The organism is Streptomyces capitiformicae (assembly GCF_002214185.1).
GTDB classification, from domain to species: domain Bacteria; phylum Actinomycetota; class Actinomycetes; order Streptomycetales; family Streptomycetaceae; genus Streptomyces; species Streptomyces capitiformicae.
This window is the reverse complement of record NZ_CP022161.1, coordinates 9,605,295-9,622,560: the sequence shown is the minus strand read 5'-3', so window position 1 is coordinate 9,622,560 and position 17,266 is coordinate 9,605,295. Positions and strand designations below refer to the sequence as shown.

Below are 17,266 nucleotides of genomic sequence, written 5' to 3'. Positions count from 1 at the left end.
CACACAAAGGCATCCAGGTGCGGTTCGCGTCACTGGATCGGACGTCACGGCACATCCGCACGCGCGCGGCCCCAACCCGGTGAACCTATGCGGTCACAGCACGCTGGCCCGCGGGCCAGTGTGGGTTCGGCGTGCCGTCATCGCTCATGTGCACCCGCTGCCAGATCTCGTTCCAGCCGTACGGGATTTCCGGCACGAGCCGGTGGCGCCGCCCGCACGGACACGGCGCCGGCGCCCACGCGCACCGGCCGCACAGCTCGACCCATCCGTGCCCGGTCGAGTGCGGCTCCAGCGGTCCCTCGTCCCCACATGCCGGGCAGCCGGGCAGCTCAGCGCCGTCCAGAAGCGTGTTCTGCCGCCGGACGTAGTCGGACAGTCGCAGCGCCGGGTGGCGGAACGGGGCGTCGTACCAGGCGCGGTCTGATCCCTCCCACCAGCTCCGCAGCCACCACGGCCGAGGGTTCGGTACAGCCCGCCGCCCGCCCTGCTTCTCCGCCCGGCGCTGCGCGGCGTACTCCTCAGCCCGCGCGAGCCACAGCACCCGCGCCTCGTGCAGTTCCTCCACCGCCCGCACCAGCGCGTCCGGATCCGCCTCCAGCCGCCGGGGAATCGCGGCGCTGAGCGTGAGGTGGTGGTACGTCGCCCGCAGGCCGTAGGGCGCGAAGACGGTGAGGCAGGTGCGCAGCGCGCTGTGCCGCCGGTGGAGGGGGAACCGGGCATCGTGCACGCGCGCCCGGTGGGTCAGGAAGCTGGTCACTCTGTGAGCTCCAGGTCCAACGCCCGGGCAAGGGCGGCGGTGACGGCGGCGGCGTGCGTCGGCAGGTGTTCCTCGGCCCAGTTCCCGGCGAGACTGAGGAAGTCCCGCAAGTCCTGCTGAGCGCCGGTGACGAGCGCGCGCACCTCGTCCCCCGGCAGCTCGATCACCGGGCTGCCGTCCTTCGCGTAGGCGTCGAGCGTCAACCGGACGGTGTCGCCGACGCGTTCGGCCACCGAGGACGGGTCGTGGCCGAAGAAGGAGCAGCCAGTGCCGTCGAGCACCTCCAGCCAGTCCCGCCACGTCTCCAGGCCGCTGCAGCAGCCCGGCTCGACGAAGACGGTGCCGGTGGCGTCGTCGGTCACCCGGAACCCGCCGGCGGCGAACAGGTCAGGCATGGTGAGCAGCCCGTGCAGGAACGCGCCGAGCGGATCGCTCGGGCACGGCCCGTGCTCCTCCTCCGGCTCGAAGTCGTTGCACTCGGCGATCCGCATAACCGCCGCCCCGACCTCCGCCGGGGTCAGCTCCCCTCCCAGCACGAGGTAGCCGTAGGACTCGTGCTCGCCAACCGGCCAGAGCGCGAAGTCGCTGGCAGCGACAATCTCCAGAACGGGTTGCATCACCATCACACGGGGATGATGCCGGACCCACTGCCACACCGCCACGGGCTTTCGCTGCGGCATCAAGCTCAAGGCGGGCCCGCTACCAGAGCTTCGCGGTTCCTCCGGATCATGGTCGACCGATCGCTCACCATCTGGTTTCTTGTGGCCGACGACGTCTTGGGAGACGACCCAGGCCTGGACGAGTCGGTCGAGTCCGGTGTTACGGATCTTCGTTTCCTGCTGGACGGTGCGGCCGTTGGTGACGATGACGCAAGTCCAGCCGTCCGCCGTCGCTTTGCCCAGCGCCTCGCGGGCCGAGTGAGCCAGGACGACGCGGTCGGCGGCGCCGTTGTCGACAAGGGCACGGATGGCGGCGGTTGGCACCACGTCGCCGTATCGGTCGGTGAGGGCTGCGGCGACTTCGTAACGCGCGGTGTCGCCGCTCGCGTCGATGGCCAGCGCCCATGTGAGGTCGGAGTTGGGCAGGTCGTGCTCGGCAAGGAAGTCGGCGACGGCGGCGCGGAAGCTGCATCGCGGTCGACAAAAGTGTTGTCGAGGTCCAGCAGCAGCAACGGCATGAGCGGGGTAGAACATGGAACCTCCTGCGAGGCGGGGCAGTATCCGGCTGGCTCGGCACGAGGTCGGCGAAGTGGATGTTGCGGATCGTCAAGGATGGACTTCTGCAAAGCCACTCAGCAGCCGATAGTAGGGGTAGAACGATCTCCACCGCGTTTCGGCGTCGGCTTCATCGGGCTGGCGCGAGAGCGGGATGGTTTCGCAGGGGAAGAACGCGTCGTAGATCGTCCGGCTTGGGTGGAAGGCGACGAACTTGTGGGTGCAGAAATGGTTCTCAACCCATTGGATTAGAGGGTCCTTGTGGTCCTTGTGGTCCTTGGGGACGTAGCCGAGAAGGATGTTGCGGACTGTGATCTGCTCCACGAGCAGGTGACGTGGCCGGTGGCGACCGCGACCGTATCGAGGATGTCCGCGACCGCCTCCGCGCCCCGGCCGCTCCCGCTCCAGCCACGACTCGAAGCCGACGTGCCGCCCCGGTCGTCGCCGCCCAGTACCAGGCTGGGAAGTTACGGTCACCGCGCGACCAGCGAAACGTGCGCACGGGAGGGACATCCTCGAACGGCCCGTCACGCAGTCCCGTAGCGGACGCAGACGACGCCCGTGCACCGCGTCCACGTACGACAACTCGACGCCCGGCCCCGCGCGATCCACCCCAACTGGTACAGCCATCCAGCAGCCCCAGCGCTGTCCCGTTTCATTAGATCTGCAGAGACAGGTCCGCTGACCTGTGGGGTGACAGGTTGCATTGCGACTCGGAGCACGGAGGGCGCGGAGTCCTGGAGGGGCTGAAGCCGGCGCCGAGTTCGCGTCTCATTGATCATGGCGAGACCGGCGCTTCCTGAACCGGCCTTGTCAGGATGGTGAGACGCTCTGCTCCAGGATTCGCAGTGAAGGTGGCAGTTTCCGGGCCAGTCCCGAGGGGAGCTGGGGTGTCGGCAAGAAAGTGTCACCAGCCGCAAAGTAGGCCGGGGACCGGAAAGCCGTCAGTGTTGAGGCCTTCCGGGCGGTGGATGGGCGTCGTTGAGTTGCTCGCGGACCTGAGCGTTCACTGTGGGATGCGTGTCACCGCTGTCCGCGCCCAGGCCCGCGAGCAGGTGCAGCCCGTCCTCGGCGGGGCTGCCGGGGGCCGCGGACAGCACCAGCAGCTCCATGCCTGATTCATCCGGTAGTGCGAAGTTCTCCTGGTGCAGTTCCAGCAGTCCGACCAGCGGGTGCCGGTACGCCTTGCGTCCATGTGTGCGGGCGCGCACGTCCGCGCGGGCCCAGAGGCGGCGGAAGCGCTCGCTGCCCATCGCCAACTCGCCGATGAGCGAGGCCAGGCCGGGGTCCTCGGGGTATTTGCCGGCGGCCAGGCGCAAGTGCCCGACCACGTCGAGGGTGCATTTCTCCCAGTCCGCGTAAAGGCCGCGCTCGGCCTCCTCGAGGAAGATGTGCCGGGCGGTGTTCAGGCCCCGCATCGGCCGGCCGTAGAGGAGCCCGGCGAGGCGGTTCCCGGCGAGCACGTCCAGGCGGTGGTCCATGATCAGCGCGGGTGCGTCGGCGACCAGGGCAAGGACGCGCAGCAGCTCCGGCCGGACCCGCCCGCCCGGCGCCTTCGCGCGGCGGCGGCGCTGCCGGGCGAGCCGGTAGAGGTGCCCGCGTTCGGTCTCGTCGAGGCCGAGGACGCGGGCGAGCGCGTCGAGGACCTGCTCGGAGGGCTGGATCGCGCGGCCCTGCTCCAGGCGTACGTAGTAGTCGACGCTGACTCCGGACAGGTGCGCGACCTCTTCACGGCGCAGCCCTTCGACCCGGCGGCGGCTGTCGGTGGGGATGCCGACGGCCGCCGGGTCGACCCGGGAACGCCGGGTCCGCAGGAAGCCGGCAAGATCGTCCATGCCCCCAGTATGGCCTCGGTGGTGCCCGTGAAGGTGGTCCTGCCGATACCAGGAAGTCCCGTCCGATGGAAGCGGCGCCCCTGAACGCCGGGCGCCGCGGGGCCCAGGATCGAAGGCATCCGATCCGAAGGAGTTCCCATGAAGACGCTGATCGTCTACGCCCACCCGGAGCCGAAGTCGCTCAACAGCTCGCTGAAGGACCTCGCGGTGTCCACATTGGAAACCGCAGGGCACGAGGTACGGGTGAGCGATCTGTACGCGATGAACTGGAAAGCGGTCGTGGACGCCACGGACTACGGCCCCGACGCCTCAAGTCCGCTGAAGGTCGCCCTGGACTCGGGCCGGGCCTTCGACGCCGGGACGCTCACCCCGGACGTCCTCGCCGAGCAGGAGAAGCTGCTGTGGGCCGACACGATCATCTTCCAGTTCCCGCTGTGGTGGTACACGATGCCCGCGATCCTCAAGGGCTGGGTCGACCGGGTGTTCACCTACCACTTCGCGTACGGCGTCGGCGAGCACAGCGACACCAAGTACGGCGAGCGCTTCGGCGAAGGCACCCTCGCGGGCAGGAAGGCTCTGCTGTCGGTGACCGTCGGCGGCCCGGAGTCGCATTACGCCGCGCGCGGGATCAACGGCCCCATCGACGATCTGCTGTTCCCCATCCACCACGGCATCCTCTATTACCCGGGCATCGAGGCGCTGCCGCCGTTCGTGCTGTACGGCGCCGACCGGGTGACCGACGAGGACTACACGGACGTCGCCAAAGCCTGGGAACAGCGCCTGCTCACCCTGGAGTCGACCGAGCCGATCGCGTTCCGGCGGCAGAACTTCGGCGACTACGAGATCCCCTCACTGCACCTGAAGGAGGGACTGGAGCCTGCGGGCCGCACGGGTTTCGGGCTGCACGTGCGCGGCTGACGGCCGGCCCAACACCCCGAGCTGGGCGCGGGCAATGCCGAAACGGCGTGCTGCCTCAGCCGGCAGCTGGGGATGGCCTCGCCGGTGGAGCGAGGCGAACAGGCCGGTGAGCGCGATGACTTCGGGGTAGGTGGCCACTTCGATCCGCGCTTCGGAGGGACGGTGGGTATCGCCGAACGGGTCCTCGCCCAGCACGTCGAGCCTGCGGTTCCAGCCGCTTGGACCCAGGCCACCTCGAACCCGGCCGCCCCGGCCCTGCCGCTCTGCGGCTCCCCCTGATCGTCCACACCAGGACGATGTCCGCTGGAGTGAGACAAGCCACCTGCTCCGCGAGAAGAGCCACCCCAAAGCGGGACACCGTTTTTTCACTCAAACCTGTCCCAGCCCCGCACACCGCACGGTCAGCACCCAGATCAGTGCGCCAAGCCCCGCTTCACTGAGACGGGACAAGCGCGCTCAACCGCGCGACTAGGTTCGCTGAGACTGAAGACCGAACGACTCGGTTCGGTGAGAAAACGACTCTGTGGTGAGGCGGACGAGTCGCTTGTAGCAGCACAGGGCTGCGGCGAGGCCGAGAAAGGCCAGGTAGTTGCGGGAGTGGCGTTCGTAGCGGGGGCTGAGTCTGCGGTAGCCGGACAGCCAAGGAAATCGTTCGCTCGATCACCCACCTGCGGCGGCCCAACCGTTCGCTGGACTCGATGCCTTTGCGGGCGATGCGTACGCCGATGCGCTTGCCTCGTAACCATTTGCGCAGGTGGGGGATGTCGTACGCCTTGTCGGCGTGCAGGCGCTGAGGCTTGAAGTGGCGGCCGCGGTGGGGGTCGTGTCTCGTTTGGTGACCGGCGACCATGGGCTTCAGTGCTTCGCTGTCGTGGGTGTTGGCGGCCGAGACGCCGACGAGAAGGGGCAGTCCGTTCGCGTCCGACAGTACGTGCGTCTTGGAACCCGGCTTACCCCGGTCCACGGGGCTCGGACCTGTGAGTTCGCCCCCTTTTTTAGCCCGCACGTGAGCGGAGTCGAGGACCACGCGCGAGACGTCGATGAGGCCGGCGTCATCGAGTCGGTGCAGCACCGCCTCATGCAGCCGGCCCCATACCCCGGCCCGCGACCAGATCAGGAACCGGCGGTGCGCGGTCGACTTCGATATCCCGGAAACACGGTGGCAGAGCCCGCCAGGCGCAACCGCTGACCAGCACGTAGATGATCGCCGCGAACAGCGTCTCATCAGGCGTGTCCTGCGTTCCGCCGCCCTGTGGCCGCACCTTCGACGGTGGAATCAGCGGCTCGGCGATCTCCCACAACCCGTCCGGCTGGCAGCGATGGAGGCGGGTGGCCAACGCCCGCGCGAACGCGGCTACTGGACGCAGATGTCGTACCGACTTGATGCTGTCGTAGGTGACTTTGACCGCTTGCGAAGCTGGGCCGAAGGAGTGCCCGGGGCGGTGGTCGCCCCGCTCAGGCAACGCATGGGGCTGCTGACTTTCCACCGCGCTCTGCGGTGACCTGCCGCGAATACTTTGTGACCTCTCGCAGAATGGACCGGTGGTCCATGTGAAAGCGGACTTCTGGGGCGGCGACGGGGATCAGACCGCCGCCTTGTGGCGGGATGGTGTACAGGAACGGGGGCCAGTGCATACCTCGGAATTCAGCGGTCCACGGGAGGACTGGCCGATCAACGCGGCGCTCGCCCGGCTCGGTGTGGCGTCGGTCGGCCCCGGCGCGCCGGACTACCGCGATCTGTTCGTCGAAGTGGGCCTCGGTCAAGGACGGGACGAGGAGGACTGGCGCTGGGCCGCTCTGAAGGCCTCCAACGCGGCCAACTACGACGAGTGGCACGCGAGAGAACAGGCCAAGCGTGAGTCCGAGGAGCGTGCCGCAGCCGAGCGAGCCATCTAGGAGCGGCTGCCCGGTATCCCGGTGCCCCTCAACGGCAAGGAAATCATCACCCTGCTCGGCATACCTCAAGGTCGGACGATAGGGGCGGCCATCCGCCACCTCCAGCAACTCCACATCGACCGCGGCCCCCAGTCCCGCGAGGAAGCCGAAACCGCACTGCGCGCCTGGGCAGCACAGCAAGGCTTGACCCCCGCCGCTGCGGGGCGGGGGAATACAACGTCACCGCGCGTTCGCTGCCCGGCTTCTACCGACCGCTACCGCATCCAGTAGTCATCAGGACGACCTCCTGTACCAGGGCCCTCAAGTAAGTCTGCGGTAGCAGATGAGGGTGCAGGCGATGCTGGTGAAGGCAAGGAAGTGGTCGGCTTTGCGTTCGTGGCGGCGGTGGAGTCGGCGGCATCCGGCGCGCCAGGACATGGTGCGTTCGATGGTCCGGCGGTGGCGGCCGAGTCGTTGTGAGGTTTCGATGCCTCGGCGGGCGATCCGGTGCCGGATGCCGCGTCCGGATAACCATCGCCGCAGGAGGGCGTAGTCGTAGCGCTTGTCGGCATGGAGCTTGTTGGCTTCGTTGATCTCTAGGAACAGCGTTTCTCGACGGGTTCCGGAGTCAGTTGGTGATCAGCGGGTCCACGAGTGTCGACCAGAAATGACGGCGTTGACGTGGGCGCGGCGAGAAATAGGGAGGCGGGTACCAACGGGCCGTTGGCAGGATGTCCACGCTCAACACTCCATGGGAAAGGACCCGACGACCGTGGCTCGTGCCATCACTCTGATCCGCTCCGCCTCCCTGTCCGACGTCGCCGAGTACGCCTACGCAGCTACGGCGCCCGCCGACTCCCGCCTGATCTTCCTCGCCGGGGCGTGTCCCCTGAACGACGACGGCTCGACGGCAGCGATCGGGGACTACGCGGGTCAGGCGCTGAAAGCCGTTGAGAACATGCGGGCTGCTCTCGCTGCCGCCGGCGCGTCACTCCAGGACGTCATCAGTACAAGGGTTCTCGTCGCATCGGCCCGGCGGGAGGACCTGGTGTCTGCCTGGGAGGTAGTCCGGGACTCGTTCGCTGACCACGACGTCCCCAGCACCTTGATGGGCGTCACTGTCCTCGGCTATAAGGACCAGCTCGTCGAGATTGAGGCCGTCGCCGCCGTGCTCGACTCTTGAGGTCCATTGACACAACGCGGCGGCCGAGCGCTGCCTGGACCGGAAGTGCCTGGCGGTAGCACCGCGAATATGGGATTGCCGGCCGCCTGCGAGGGCGGCCGGCAATCGAGGCAGTCAGCTCTCTGGGTCAGCCGGTCTTGGCGGGCTCCTCGGCTCGTGCCCGGGTGGAGGCGAGGCGGCAGGAGTCGGTGCCGGTTTCGATGATGGTGCCGTTGAACGTCAGCCGGTCGACGCTGGCCGCGCAGAGCCGCGGGTCCGTGAATCGAGCGGACGGTCTCGTGACTGTCCGGCTACCGCCGACTCAGCCCTCGCTATGAACGACATTCCCGCAACTATCAGGTCTTCCTCGGCCTCGCCACAGCCCTGTGCTGCTACAAACGACTGGTCCGCCTCACCACGTAGAACACCGTCTTGAATTCCCGGTCTTGGGATTACCCGCCCCCCGACTTCATCCGTGTCTTCCGCACCGCTTACGGCACCACGCCGACTGACTACCGTCATGCATTTGTGCGAGCACATCCTGGCGCCCAGGGCTAAGCAGGTGGCGCGCAGTGCTATCCCCATGCCCACAACCTCCGGGCAAGACTCTGGTCACGGTCTCGGCTGTCCAGCCGAGAGCTGCCGCGCTCGTTGGATGATCCATCACCGAATACCGTCGTGGTTTACCCCGCTGACGCGTTGGGTGGAGCGGAACGTCATACAACCGTGGGACGCGATACGCGTAGCTCTGTCCGTAGGTTCCTGTGATGAGGAAGAACAGTTGCTCAAATGATGAAGGGGGAACAATGCTCAAAGACCTGGTAACAGACGATCTGAGGGAGAGGCCCGTGCAGGGCTGGTTCAAGTCCGCTGCTCGGGGAATCGGAATCGCCGCTGCGGGGGTGGCGGTACTGGTCGGGTTCGCCGGGCCGGCGCACGCGGCAGGCGGGCACTACGAGGCTTCTACCCGGAACGGCTGCGGTCGGGCCGAGGGGTATTACTACTACGACTACACCGCCCACAAGCAGGGCAGGGCCGCCTACAACACCCGGTGGGACTTCAACGTCCGCCGGATTCTCACTTGCGGCGGAACGTATTCGCTCTATGCCACCTACAGCAAATGGACGGGCACCAAGTGGGATTATTCCCACTCCACCGAGTACACCCGGATCGGGGAATCGGGCAGGGGCTACAACGTGGCCGACGTCATGATCTACGTCTGCGAGATCGGGAAGCCCAGCACCTGCGGAAGGATTCACGGCGTATAAGTTCGGCGGATGTCTACCGTCATGGCGTCGTACAACGCGCCGTGGCCGCGGCGGTGTTCGGCCAACGGAGTCAGATCGACCGGCGAGGTCAACAGGCCCGTTCTCGCACAACATCGCGTCCGCCACCTCGAACAGGAGGTCACCGCGCGAGGTCAGGCACGCGTAGAAGTCCTCCCGGAAGTGTGACGTGAAGTCGAACGCGTCCCGCTGGGCATCCTGGTCCAGCACGCTCACCTCTGCGGCCTTCGTATGAACATGATTCCGTGGCGGAACGCATGATCATGCGAAGGCCGTCCGCCTGCCCGGCGAATCCCCGGACGAGTGAGCACGTACGGCTCGACGTACCGCCCAACAATTGAGGACTGCGTACAGCACGGTCGTGTAGCGGGCGGCAGGCTTGTCGTACCGAGAGGCCACGGCCCGGTGGCGAGTGAGGCGGTTGATCCCGCAGCGGATCGCTTCCAGGACGGGCTCGAACTGCGGTGCTTCGCCCCGCTGCCGCCTGTGCTCCCGACGGCCCCAACGTGATCACGGACGTGGCCGCCACCGCGGCCACCACCCACGACAGCCAGGTCCTGCCCGGCATCCACACCCGCCTGGCGCATCGCGGACTGCTGCCCGCCGAGCACCTGGTCGACGCCGGCTACACCTCCCTGCCCCACCTGGAACAAGCCACCCGTGAACACCAGGTCACCCTCTCCGGGCCGCTCCGGAGCAACCCCACCCGCCAACACCGCCGAAACGAGGGCTTCGCCCGGGACGACTTCCACATCGACTACGACCGTCAGCAGGTCACTTGCCCCCAGGGACAGGTCAGCGCGGGCTGGCACGGCCCCTACCCGACCTCCTCGCCCACCGCGGCCCCGCTGATCGTGGCCAGGTTCACCAAGAGCCAGTGCCGCCCCTGCCCGACCCGCATCCAGTGCACCACCACCGCCGACAGTGCCCGCACCGTGGGGTTTCCCCCACGAGAACTCCGCGACCTGCAACTCCGCGTCCGCACCGAGCAACAGACGCCCGAATGGAAGACCCGCTATGCGGTCCGCTCGGGAGTGGAGGGCACGGTCAACGAGTTCGCCCACGGACACGGCATGCGGCGCTGCCGCTACCGAGGACAGGGAACGGCCCACATCCAGCACGTCCTGACGGCCATCGCCGTCAACATCGAGCGCTCAGCGGACTGCCACCGGCTGAGGAAGCACCTACGCCCCGCCGACCGACTGCCTTCCAGAACTACCTCGACCAGCGCGAGATACCCCGGCTGAAGTCCTGGCGAACCCTGGGCAGCTGACCTCGGCAAATCCAAGATCCCCGACAGAGTCAGGCTCAGGTCAGAGCACGGATCTCCGCCTTCAAGGTCCAGACGGGCCGGGCGTGGATGACGGTGTGGACGCACCACTTGTTCGCACCTCTTGCACCAGCGCACCGGGCGGCATGATCGGACGTCTCTCCCACCTCATCGGGGGCGTCGGCCGTCTCCGCGATCTCTCAACGAGAGAAAGGCAGGACAGCGACCGACGCCAGTTGCCCAGGTGGATGACAGGAACATCGCTCGGGCCGGACCGACTGACGACTCACCGGGTGGCCGGGGCCCAAGCCGGGCGGGCGCCGGGCACCCGGTGAGTAAGACTGGTGCCGCGGCGCCTTCGTGGTGATCGCGGAGCAGGGGTGGGCGGCGATCGAGGCGGTGGCTCCGCTCCATGTGGAGCGGAGCGTTCGCTGAGGCCAGGGTCAGGCCTGGTTGAGCTTCTCCAGTTCCTCCAGTTGCCAGTCGGCGACCTCCCTCATGATCGGCCCCTGCGGAGAGGCCCAGTCGAGGCCCGACTCGGAGATCAGCGCGAAGGTCGAGTTGGGTACGCTGCCGGCCTGGGCCATGCGCTGGACCGCCAGGTCGTGCCTCCTTGGTGACGCCGCCGACCGCGTCCGCGGGGAACGTCGTCCTGAGACCTGCGGCCTGCATCTCCGCCACCGGGTAGGCCAAGCAGATCTCGGTCCACAGGCCGAGCATGATGAAATTGCGGCGGCTGGTTTTCCGTATCGCCTGGCGGAAGGCCGGGTCGTCCCAGGAGTTGTTGATGAACACCAGCGCCGAGTTGTCGAACGTGAACAGCTGCTCCTTCGAGCGACCACGGGACGCTGCTGCAGCGGCCTGAGGCACGACCATCGAGGTCGTCACGGCTGCGGCACCGGCGCCAGTGGCCGCAATCACGTGCTGCCGGGGAGACCCCGCAGTGGGAGCGGTGCCGGGTGAAGTTCACCTCGGACGCCAACGCCGCCGTGCTCGGCTTCTTCGACGGCGGCACGCCCACTGGACCATGCGCAATCCGCTCCTCGAACAGCTCGATGAGCGGGCGAACGTGACCGCGTTCGCGGTCCGCCGGCTCATCGCGCGCGGCCTGCTGACCGAGCTCAGCGGCAACCCGGAACGGCTCGCCCCTCAACCCCAACCAGGTCGACGCCGCGGGCCGGCGCGAGACGTGGCCGACCTGGTCACCGCCGTCACCCCGCTCGGTCCCGACCAGGCCACCGACCGTCTCAGGGTGAGGCGAGTTCGACCACATGCGGACCCTGGCATGGATCAAGCCCACGGAGTGGCGAGAGGTGAGGTACGGCACCTCCTGGGCCGGGGCGGTCGACGTGCCGGCCTTCACCACGGCGTCGGTCGACGCGCACCCCGAGGTCGAATGGGAACAGTCGCGTTAGGGCAAGTATTTCTGGCTGTCTCATGGGTCCTCTGAGACGAGCGAAGACAGTAATCGGCGGCGTCACCAGTGCGAGGACCGCGGTGAGGGTCACGGTGGCTCGTTGTCCAGTTGTTCGAGGATGCAATTGGAGAGCCGCGCGAAGGTGGTGAGTTCATCCGGGCTGAGGACGTCGATGACCAGGCGGCGGACCGCGGCTACATGGTGGGGTGCGGCGGCCTCGATGGTTTTGCGGCCGGCCAGTGTAATGGCGACGAAGGCACCGCGTCCGTCCTCGGCGCATTCCTCCCGGGCCACCAGGCCGCGTTTGATCATCCTGGCGATCTGGTGGGACAGGCGGCTCTGTTCCCACTCGATGGTGCTGGCGAGGTCCTGGAATCGCTGCCGACCGTCGGGGGTGTCGGTGAGGGCGACGAGGATCTGGAAGTCGGCGCCGGACAGTTTGTGCGCCTTCAGGTCACGCTCCAGCGTGGCCCAGAGCTTCTGGTGCAGGCGGATGAAGGCACGCCAGGCGTGCTGCTCGGCGGGGCTCAGCCATGTGGGTGTGTCGTTCATGCGCAACGAGTTTACCTGGATGTTTGACATGTCATGCACTCACACCTAACATGCATGACACATCATTTGACACGTCATGCACTTTCGAATGGCTAGATGCATGATTCGTCATGTACGGGGGTGTGTCACCCCCGCCCCAACAAGAAGGAGAAGGCCGTGGCGGAGAAGAAGGTGATCGCGGTGGTCGGTGCGACCGGCGCCCAGGGAGGCGGGCTGGCCAGGGCGATCCTGGCCGACGCCGATGGTGGGTTCGCGGTACGTGCGCTGACCCGCCGTCCCGACTCGGACGCCGCGCGCGAGCTCACGGCGCTGGGTGCCGAGGTGGTGAAGGCCGACACCGGCGACCTGGGGAGCCTGACGGAGGCGTTCGACGGGGCGCATGGGGCGTTCCTGGTGACCAACTTCTGGGAGGACATGTCGCCCGAGCGGGAGAAGCAGGAGGCGGCAGCCATGGCCCGGGCCGCCAAGGCCGCGGGTGTGGCCCATGTGATCTGGTCGACGCTGGAGGACACCCGCGACTACATCCCGCTCGACGACGAGCGCATGCCGACGCTGATGGGCGGCTACAAGGTGCCGCACTTCGACGCCAAGGCCGAGGCCAACCAGTTCTTCACCGATGCCGGGGTGCCGAGCACCTTCCTGCAGACCACTTTCTACTGGGAGAACCTGCTCGGCCCGATGGCGCCGCGACGGGGAGACGACGGCCGGCTCGTGCTGGCCATGCCGATGGCCGACAGTCCGCTCGCCGGCATCGCCGCCGAAGACATCGGCAGGACCGCCTACGGCATCTTCCGCCGCGGCGGTGACCTCGTGGGCCGCACCGTGTCCATCGCCGGCGAGCACCTGACCGGCAAGCAGATGGCCGAGCAGCTCAGCGCGGCCCTGGGCGAAGACGTGGCGTACGTGCCGGTGCCCTTCGACGCGATGCGGGCGCAGCCGTTCCCCGCCGCGGCCGAGACGGGGAACATGTTCCAGTTCTACGCGGAAGTGCCGCAGTTCAACGCGGTCCGCGACCTCGACGTCGTCCGCGACCTGAACCCGCAACTGCAGACGTTCCAGCAGTGGCTGAACGCACACAAGCACGCGTTCGCCGGCGCCTGACGGGCGACCCGGCGGACTTCATTCCACGCACCTGATCCCCATTCCACGCATCTGATCCCCAGGGCCCCGGCGTTCCCGCTGAGCGCCGCTTTCGTCCCGCACATCGGGACGCATCACGAGAACGTCGGGGCCCTGTCTGCCTCCCCCTGATTGGTCAACTCATGAACATCGCTTTGTGGATTCTGGCCGGCCTGCTCGCCGCGCTCTTCCTGGCCGCCGGCGGCGCGAAGCTGGCCCAGCCGAAGGAGAAGCTCGCCGCCTCGCCGAACATGGCGTGGGCCGAGGACTTCTCTCCGGGCACGCTCAAGCTGATCGGCGCCCTGGAGGTGCTGGCCGCGGTCGGGTTGATCCTGCCCGCCGCGCTGGACATCATCCCCGTCCTGGTGCCGCTGGCCGCCGTCGGCCTCGTGCTGCTGATGGTCGGGGCGGCGATGACCCACGCCAGCCGCAAGGAGTCCAGCGCGATCGTGACGAACCTCGTGCTGATCGTGCTGGCCGGTGCGGTGGCGTGGGGCCGCTTCGGCCCGTACCCCTTCACCTGATCACCGGCAGCGTCAAGCTGAGGCCGCACCGTGGAAGGGCCGTAACAAGCCGCGACGCGAAGACCGCAGGTGGGTGGCTTTGTTCACCGGTTTCGGTTCTGGCTCAGGTTCTGTGGAGTGGTCACGGCGAGTGAGCGAGCCGCTGCCGAATCGGATGCGCTCGGAGCTGGGGTGAGGTGAGCTCCAGAGCCCGGTTGTCCTGTCCGCCAGCCATGTGGTCGAGCCATCGTTCATACCAGGCGAGAAAGTCCGGGGCTGAGGAGACGTTCGGGCCCCAGAAGCCGTCTGCGTTGCCGGTGAGCATGCGCCCGGTGAGAGGGCCGGTTATGCCTATTGATCCGAAACGGTAGGTGTTCCGGGTCGTTGATCCCTGTGTGAGTGAACTGGTGGGGGACGCACGGCAGTTGTCGCCGTCGGCGCAGGAGGTTCTTCGGCTGCGGGCGGTGGCCGCGTTGGTGGCCGGCCGGACTCGTGAGGACGTCGCGGCGGTGTTCCAGGTCTCGCTCAAGGCGCCGCACATCGTCCGCGGCTACTTCGGCGGACCCCACGTCCGCTACATCCTCGAATAGAACCCTTTGAGTTTCGGATCAATAGTACGTGTGGGCGTTGTCGACCGTCAGGTTGTGGACGGTGGCCGACCCGCTGGTCCGGTGTTCCACCGCTGTGATCTGGACCAGAGTGCCCGCGCTCGTGCGCAGCCACTGGCCGCTCTTGAGGTCGGTGGCGTCGATCCATTCGCCGAGTGAGGGGACCCAGAAGGGGTGGCCGTCGGTCGCGGTGATCGTGGCCGTGGCCGTGCCCGTGTCGCCGTCCGTGTCAACGGTGAGTTCGACCAGGTGCTTGAGGCCCTCGCCCTTGATCTCGGCGGTGACCGTCTCCGTTGTGGTCTCGCCGGTCTCGGGGTCCGTGGCAAGGACCTTGTCACCGGTCTCGACGTCCTCGATCGGCTTGGCGGAGCCGTCGGCCATCAGGACGAGCGTGCCAGGGATGAAGCTGTTGCTCGTCTTGCAGGAGCCGCCCGCAGCGGGTGCGTCGGCGTCCTTGCCACCCCCTCCGGTGTCGGACTTCTTATCCGCGCCGTCGCCCCTTCTTGCCGCCGGAGTCGCCCTTCTTGGCCTCGGGTGCCTCCTTGGCCTTGGCCGGAGGTGCCGGGGCCGGCTTCTCCTTCGGCTTCGGGGTGACCGGCGGGGTGACCTTGTCGGCGGCGTCGACCGCGTCCTTGGTCTTCTCGACCGCCACCCTGCTCCTGGAACTTCCACTACTTCCGTCACCCACCCCAGAGACCCCGCCAGGACTCCTCACCCGGCGGGGCCTCTGGCTTGCCATCGCTATCCCTCAGCGAGGCAACTGAGACAGCATTTGCGCGAGGTCGCCCGGAAACTCAGACATGTGGGATTCGGCGCTATATCTCACGGTGCAGGCGGCAGAGACCAGCTCCAGCGCCGAATAATCACCACTCGAAAGCATCCTCGCGCACATCCCTAGGGGGACTACGAAATCTGCTTGCGCACCATCCGATAGCGAATCGAGCATGTCGTCTTCCCCTGCGAGAACCAGCTCCACGATCGAACTCAACACTCCCACCACCCTTGGAGCATCTACTCCATGGGCGAGCTCAATCATGTCTTCATATTCGGCAAACCCGAATCGATTAACCTGGAGGTGCTCTCTGGCCACATCAACCACCTTCGAAACTGATCCCCTGATGTTGCAGCCTGGGCTGACAGACCAACGCACATGGACTGGCAGGCGTGCCGTGCGCGCCACCGGGCGGAGAATTCAATCCCCGCACCTTTACCACTTCGAACGATCCCCCTCGGATCCCGGCCGCACCCTCGGCCGCCTCCGCCTGGATGAGGCACATCGTTTCAGCACATCCCGCATGGTAGCGACCCCCCTCAGGCGTGAACTGCCGCACGAGAGAATCCACCTCTCCACCGGGAGCTGGCGTCAGGTCATGACCCGAGTGACCAAAATAGGTTCGCCCTGACGGTGATGTGTATTTCGCCGCAAAGAAGGGGCCATCCGTTTTATTGAAGCCAGCACGCAGGCTGTCGGCATAGTCACCCAGGTTGCAGTTGTGAACGAGGACCGGCGTAGCCCCCGCCACCACATAGTACGTGTGCTGCGCGGCCTCTCTCTACCTGCGTTTTCGCAGGTCAAGTGATATTCGGCGGTCCGCTGAGGTGCGGGTTCGGCCGGGGTTGTTCGTGGTTGTTGCCGTCACTACTGCCGTCAAGGGTCTTGACCCCTCAGGCAGGGCTGGGGACTCGCGGCGGCTCGGCCGTCCGCCGGTTCGGCAGTGCGGGGCCGGGGCGGGACGGGTTCGCCGCTCGGAGGGGGCCAGCTTGGCTCCCCGTCGGAGGCCATGCGCCGACAGCCCGTTCTTGGTCAGCCTGGTCACGGGCCGCTGCCTGGTCTGGGAGCCCGGTCCGGCTGCGCAGGCGGCTACTCCGTGCCGAGGATGCGCAGACCGTGGTGGGCTTGGAAGTCCTCGTAGTCCTTGAGGTTGAGCGTGGCCAGCGGCAGGTCGTAGGTGAGGGCACAGGCCGCGATCCACATGTCGTTGATCGGGCGTGGTCGTCCGCGTTGTATGCCCGCGGCTGACAGGCGGCCCCAGGTTGCGGCGACGGCTTCGTCGCCGGGAAGGATCGGGATGCCGGAGAGCCAGTCGGCGAGTTCCTGGCGGCTGCGGGTGCCCCAGTGACGGATCTCGGTCCACTTGGTCAGTTCACCGAAGGTCACGAAGGTGATCAGCGGCTTGCGGCCGATCAGCCTGGTGGCGAGCGGGCCGGTGAGCTTGCGCTTGTGGGACAGCGAGGCGACGTCGGTATCGAGGATGACGGGTTGCACGGCGGCGGCTCAGGCGACGTCGCGGTGGCGCTCGGCGTACGTGAAGGCCAGGAACTCCTCCAGTTCCTCGTCCGACTCGAAGGTGTCGGCGGCGAGGTCGTCCAGGGACCGGATCGGCTGGGTGTTCTTCGCGGCCAGCAGTTCCTCGACCGAAACTCGGGGCCGAAGCGGTGGGTAGCCGGAATACTCCGCGTCGGGTGTGCTCATCGGGACCTCCACGGGATGGGATGCGGCTACCGAGGCCAGCATACGGGGGCTGCACCGCGCCGACACCGGGCTTCACCCCACAGCCGATCTCCGAACGTGCGTGCGCCGATCCTCGCAGGTGCCGGCGGGATCCTGGGCCGATGGCTTGCCTGGGGGTGTGGTCGGGTACGGGCAGGGGCCATACACCGGGCCAATGAATGGGGCAGGCACTTGGTCCTGCTACATCAGTGCGTCCGCCCGGACGGCTTGCCGCGCCGGAAGCCGGGGTCTGCTCAGC

21 protein-coding genes and 7 pseudogenes are annotated in these 17,266 nt (G+C 67.3%); 12 read left to right on the top strand and 16 right to left on the bottom strand.

Annotated elements, in window-relative coordinates:
• Window positions 1-85: 85 nt before the first annotated feature.
• The 4 genes from CES90_RS43225 to CES90_RS43210 form a co-directional block, all read right to left on the bottom strand.
• Complete coding sequence (locus CES90_RS43225) at window positions 86-757, bottom strand: hypothetical protein (RefSeq protein ID WP_189788487.1); 672 nt, start codon at window positions 755-757, stop codon at window positions 86-88.
• Window positions 754-1,950: an HAD family hydrolase gene (locus CES90_RS51770; protein WP_308437949.1), complete on the bottom strand. Its 1,197-nt coding sequence runs from the start codon at window positions 1,948-1,950 to the stop codon at window positions 754-756. Before CES90_RS51770 ends, CES90_RS43225 begins: the two co-directional genes overlap by 4 nt.
• A gap of 72 nt (window positions 1,951-2,022) precedes the next feature.
• Window positions 2,023-2,295, bottom strand: coding sequence for a hypothetical protein (locus CES90_RS43215; RefSeq protein ID WP_189788488.1), 273 nt, complete (start codon window positions 2,293-2,295; stop codon window positions 2,023-2,025).
• A gap of 620 nt (window positions 2,296-2,915) precedes the next feature.
• Complete coding sequence (locus CES90_RS43210) at window positions 2,916-3,806, bottom strand: helix-turn-helix transcriptional regulator (RefSeq protein ID WP_189788489.1); 891 nt, start codon at window positions 3,804-3,806, stop codon at window positions 2,916-2,918.
• A 138-nt stretch (window positions 3,807-3,944) separates the two neighbouring features.
• On the opposite strand from CES90_RS43210, the gene CES90_RS43205 reads away from it, so the two are divergent.
• Window positions 3,945-4,724 (top strand): NAD(P)H-dependent oxidoreductase, encoded by a 780-nt coding sequence (locus tag CES90_RS43205; protein WP_189788490.1) that lies wholly within the window; start codon window positions 3,945-3,947, stop codon window positions 4,722-4,724.
• A 468-nt stretch (window positions 4,725-5,192) separates the two neighbouring features.
• Here CES90_RS43205 and CES90_RS43200 read toward each other — a convergent pair.
• A pseudogene (locus tag CES90_RS43200) lies at window positions 5,193-6,061 on the bottom strand (IS5 family transposase).
• Between the two features lie 292 nt (window positions 6,062-6,353).
• On the opposite strand from CES90_RS43200, the gene CES90_RS43195 reads away from it, so the two are divergent.
• Window positions 6,354-6,620, top strand: coding sequence for a hypothetical protein (locus CES90_RS43195; protein WP_189788491.1), 267 nt, complete (start codon window positions 6,354-6,356; stop codon window positions 6,618-6,620).
• Window positions 6,621-6,920: 300 nt separating this feature from the next.
• Here the strand turns inward: CES90_RS43195 and CES90_RS43190 are convergent.
• Window positions 6,921-7,178: pseudogene (locus CES90_RS43190) on the bottom strand (IS5/IS1182 family transposase); the annotation flags it as partial.
• A 193-nt stretch (window positions 7,179-7,371) separates the two neighbouring features.
• Between CES90_RS43190 and CES90_RS43185 the strand changes: the two are divergent.
• Complete coding sequence (locus CES90_RS43185; RefSeq protein WP_100568610.1) at window positions 7,372-7,782, top strand: RidA family protein; 411 nt, start codon at window positions 7,372-7,374, stop codon at window positions 7,780-7,782.
• 127 nt (window positions 7,783-7,909) lie between these two features.
• Here the strand turns inward: CES90_RS43185 and CES90_RS43180 are convergent.
• Window positions 7,910-8,044 (bottom strand): annotated as a pseudogene (locus CES90_RS43180) (IS21-like element helper ATPase IstB); the annotation flags it as partial.
• Here CES90_RS43180 and CES90_RS43175 point away from each other — a divergent pair.
• Both CES90_RS43175 and CES90_RS43170 read left to right on the top strand, forming a co-directional pair.
• A pseudogene (locus CES90_RS43175) lies at window positions 8,044-8,184 on the top strand (IS5/IS1182 family transposase); the annotation flags it as partial. The pseudogenes CES90_RS43180 and CES90_RS43175 overlap by 1 nt on opposite strands.
• 383 nt (window positions 8,185-8,567) lie before the next feature.
• Entirely contained in the window at window positions 8,568-9,029 is a 462-nt protein-coding gene (locus CES90_RS43170) for a hypothetical protein (protein ID WP_189788492.1), read from the top strand.
• 20 nt (window positions 9,030-9,049) lie between these two features.
• Here CES90_RS43170 and CES90_RS50710 read toward each other — a convergent pair.
• Window positions 9,050-9,257, bottom strand: a pseudogene (locus CES90_RS50710) (NF041680 family putative transposase); the annotation flags it as partial.
• Between the two features lie 296 nt (window positions 9,258-9,553).
• On the opposite strand from CES90_RS50710, the gene CES90_RS43165 reads away from it, so the two are divergent.
• The gene (locus CES90_RS43165; RefSeq protein WP_229914521.1) at window positions 9,554-10,294 is read left to right on the top strand and encodes a transposase; all 741 of its coding nucleotides are present in this window, start codon (window positions 9,554-9,556) and stop codon (window positions 10,292-10,294) included.
• Between the two features lie 466 nt (window positions 10,295-10,760).
• Here the strand turns inward: CES90_RS43165 and CES90_RS50705 are convergent, their stop codons facing one another.
• Complete coding sequence (locus CES90_RS50705; RefSeq protein ID WP_229914522.1) at window positions 10,761-10,904, bottom strand: hypothetical protein; 144 nt, start codon at window positions 10,902-10,904, stop codon at window positions 10,761-10,763.
• 131 nt (window positions 10,905-11,035) lie between these two features.
• Here CES90_RS50705 and CES90_RS50700 point away from each other — a divergent pair, with 131 nt between their 5' ends.
• The 3 genes and pseudogenes from CES90_RS50700 to CES90_RS43150 all read left to right on the top strand — a co-directional run bounded on the left by CES90_RS50700 (window position 11,036) and on the right by CES90_RS43150 (window position 11,732).
• Window positions 11,036-11,182 carry a hypothetical protein gene (locus CES90_RS50700; protein ID WP_229914523.1) on the top strand — a complete coding sequence of 49 codons (147 nt, stop codon included), beginning with the start codon at window positions 11,036-11,038 and terminating at the stop codon, window positions 11,180-11,182.
• A gap of 25 nt (window positions 11,183-11,207) precedes the next feature.
• A pseudogene (locus CES90_RS43155) lies at window positions 11,208-11,389 on the top strand (hypothetical protein); the annotation flags it as partial.
• Between the two features lie 199 nt (window positions 11,390-11,588).
• Window positions 11,589-11,732, top strand: a complete 144-nt coding sequence (locus CES90_RS43150) for a hypothetical protein (RefSeq protein ID WP_189788494.1) — start codon at window positions 11,589-11,591, stop codon at window positions 11,730-11,732.
• Between the two features lie 89 nt (window positions 11,733-11,821).
• Here CES90_RS43150 and CES90_RS43145 read toward each other — a convergent pair whose 3' ends face one another.
• On the bottom strand, window positions 11,822-12,286 hold the full coding sequence (locus tag CES90_RS43145; protein ID WP_189788495.1) for a MarR family winged helix-turn-helix transcriptional regulator: 465 nt from the start codon (window positions 12,284-12,286) through the stop codon (window positions 11,822-11,824).
• 156 nt (window positions 12,287-12,442) lie between these two features.
• Here CES90_RS43145 and CES90_RS43140 point away from each other — a divergent pair, with 156 nt between their 5' ends.
• Both CES90_RS43140 and CES90_RS43135 read left to right on the top strand, forming a co-directional pair.
• Window positions 12,443-13,387, top strand: coding sequence for an NmrA/HSCARG family protein (locus CES90_RS43140; RefSeq protein WP_189788496.1), 945 nt, complete (start codon window positions 12,443-12,445; stop codon window positions 13,385-13,387).
• Window positions 13,388-13,548: 161 nt separating this feature from the next.
• Window positions 13,549-13,929, top strand: coding sequence for a DoxX family protein (locus CES90_RS43135; RefSeq protein WP_189788497.1), 381 nt, complete (start codon window positions 13,549-13,551; stop codon window positions 13,927-13,929).
• Window positions 13,930-14,050: 121 nt separating this feature from the next.
• On the opposite strand, the pseudogene CES90_RS50695 reads toward CES90_RS43135, so the two are convergent.
• Window positions 14,051-14,263: pseudogene (locus tag CES90_RS50695) on the bottom strand (SMI1/KNR4 family protein); the annotation flags it as partial.
• A 40-nt stretch (window positions 14,264-14,303) separates the two neighbouring features.
• Here CES90_RS50695 and CES90_RS43130 point away from each other — a divergent pair.
• Window positions 14,304-14,498, top strand: coding sequence for a hypothetical protein (locus CES90_RS43130; RefSeq protein WP_208921582.1), 195 nt, complete (start codon window positions 14,304-14,306; stop codon window positions 14,496-14,498).
• Between the two features lie 18 nt (window positions 14,499-14,516).
• Here the strand turns inward: CES90_RS43130 and CES90_RS43125 are convergent, their stop codons facing one another.
• The 5 genes from CES90_RS43125 to CES90_RS43105 all read right to left on the bottom strand — a co-directional run bounded on the left by CES90_RS43125 (window position 14,517) and on the right by CES90_RS43105 (window position 16,989).
• Window positions 14,517-14,897 carry a polymorphic toxin-type HINT domain-containing protein gene (locus tag CES90_RS43125; protein WP_189788434.1) on the bottom strand — a complete coding sequence of 127 codons (381 nt, stop codon included), beginning with the start codon at window positions 14,895-14,897 and terminating at the stop codon, window positions 14,517-14,519.
• 100 nt (window positions 14,898-14,997) lie between these two features.
• On the bottom strand, window positions 14,998-15,168 hold the full coding sequence (locus tag CES90_RS43120; protein ID WP_189788435.1) for a hypothetical protein: 171 nt from the start codon (window positions 15,166-15,168) through the stop codon (window positions 14,998-15,000).
• 96 nt (window positions 15,169-15,264) lie between these two features.
• Window positions 15,265-15,606 (bottom strand): hypothetical protein, encoded by a 342-nt coding sequence (locus CES90_RS43115; protein ID WP_189788436.1) that lies wholly within the window; start codon window positions 15,604-15,606, stop codon window positions 15,265-15,267.
• Window positions 15,607-16,377: 771 nt separating this feature from the next.
• Complete coding sequence (locus CES90_RS43110; protein ID WP_067249461.1) at window positions 16,378-16,782, bottom strand: type II toxin-antitoxin system VapC family toxin; 405 nt, start codon at window positions 16,780-16,782, stop codon at window positions 16,378-16,380.
• A gap of 9 nt (window positions 16,783-16,791) precedes the next feature.
• Window positions 16,792-16,989: a hypothetical protein gene (locus CES90_RS43105; protein WP_155057999.1), complete on the bottom strand. Its 198-nt coding sequence runs from the start codon at window positions 16,987-16,989 to the stop codon at window positions 16,792-16,794.
• Window positions 16,990-17,266 lie beyond the last annotated feature (277 nt).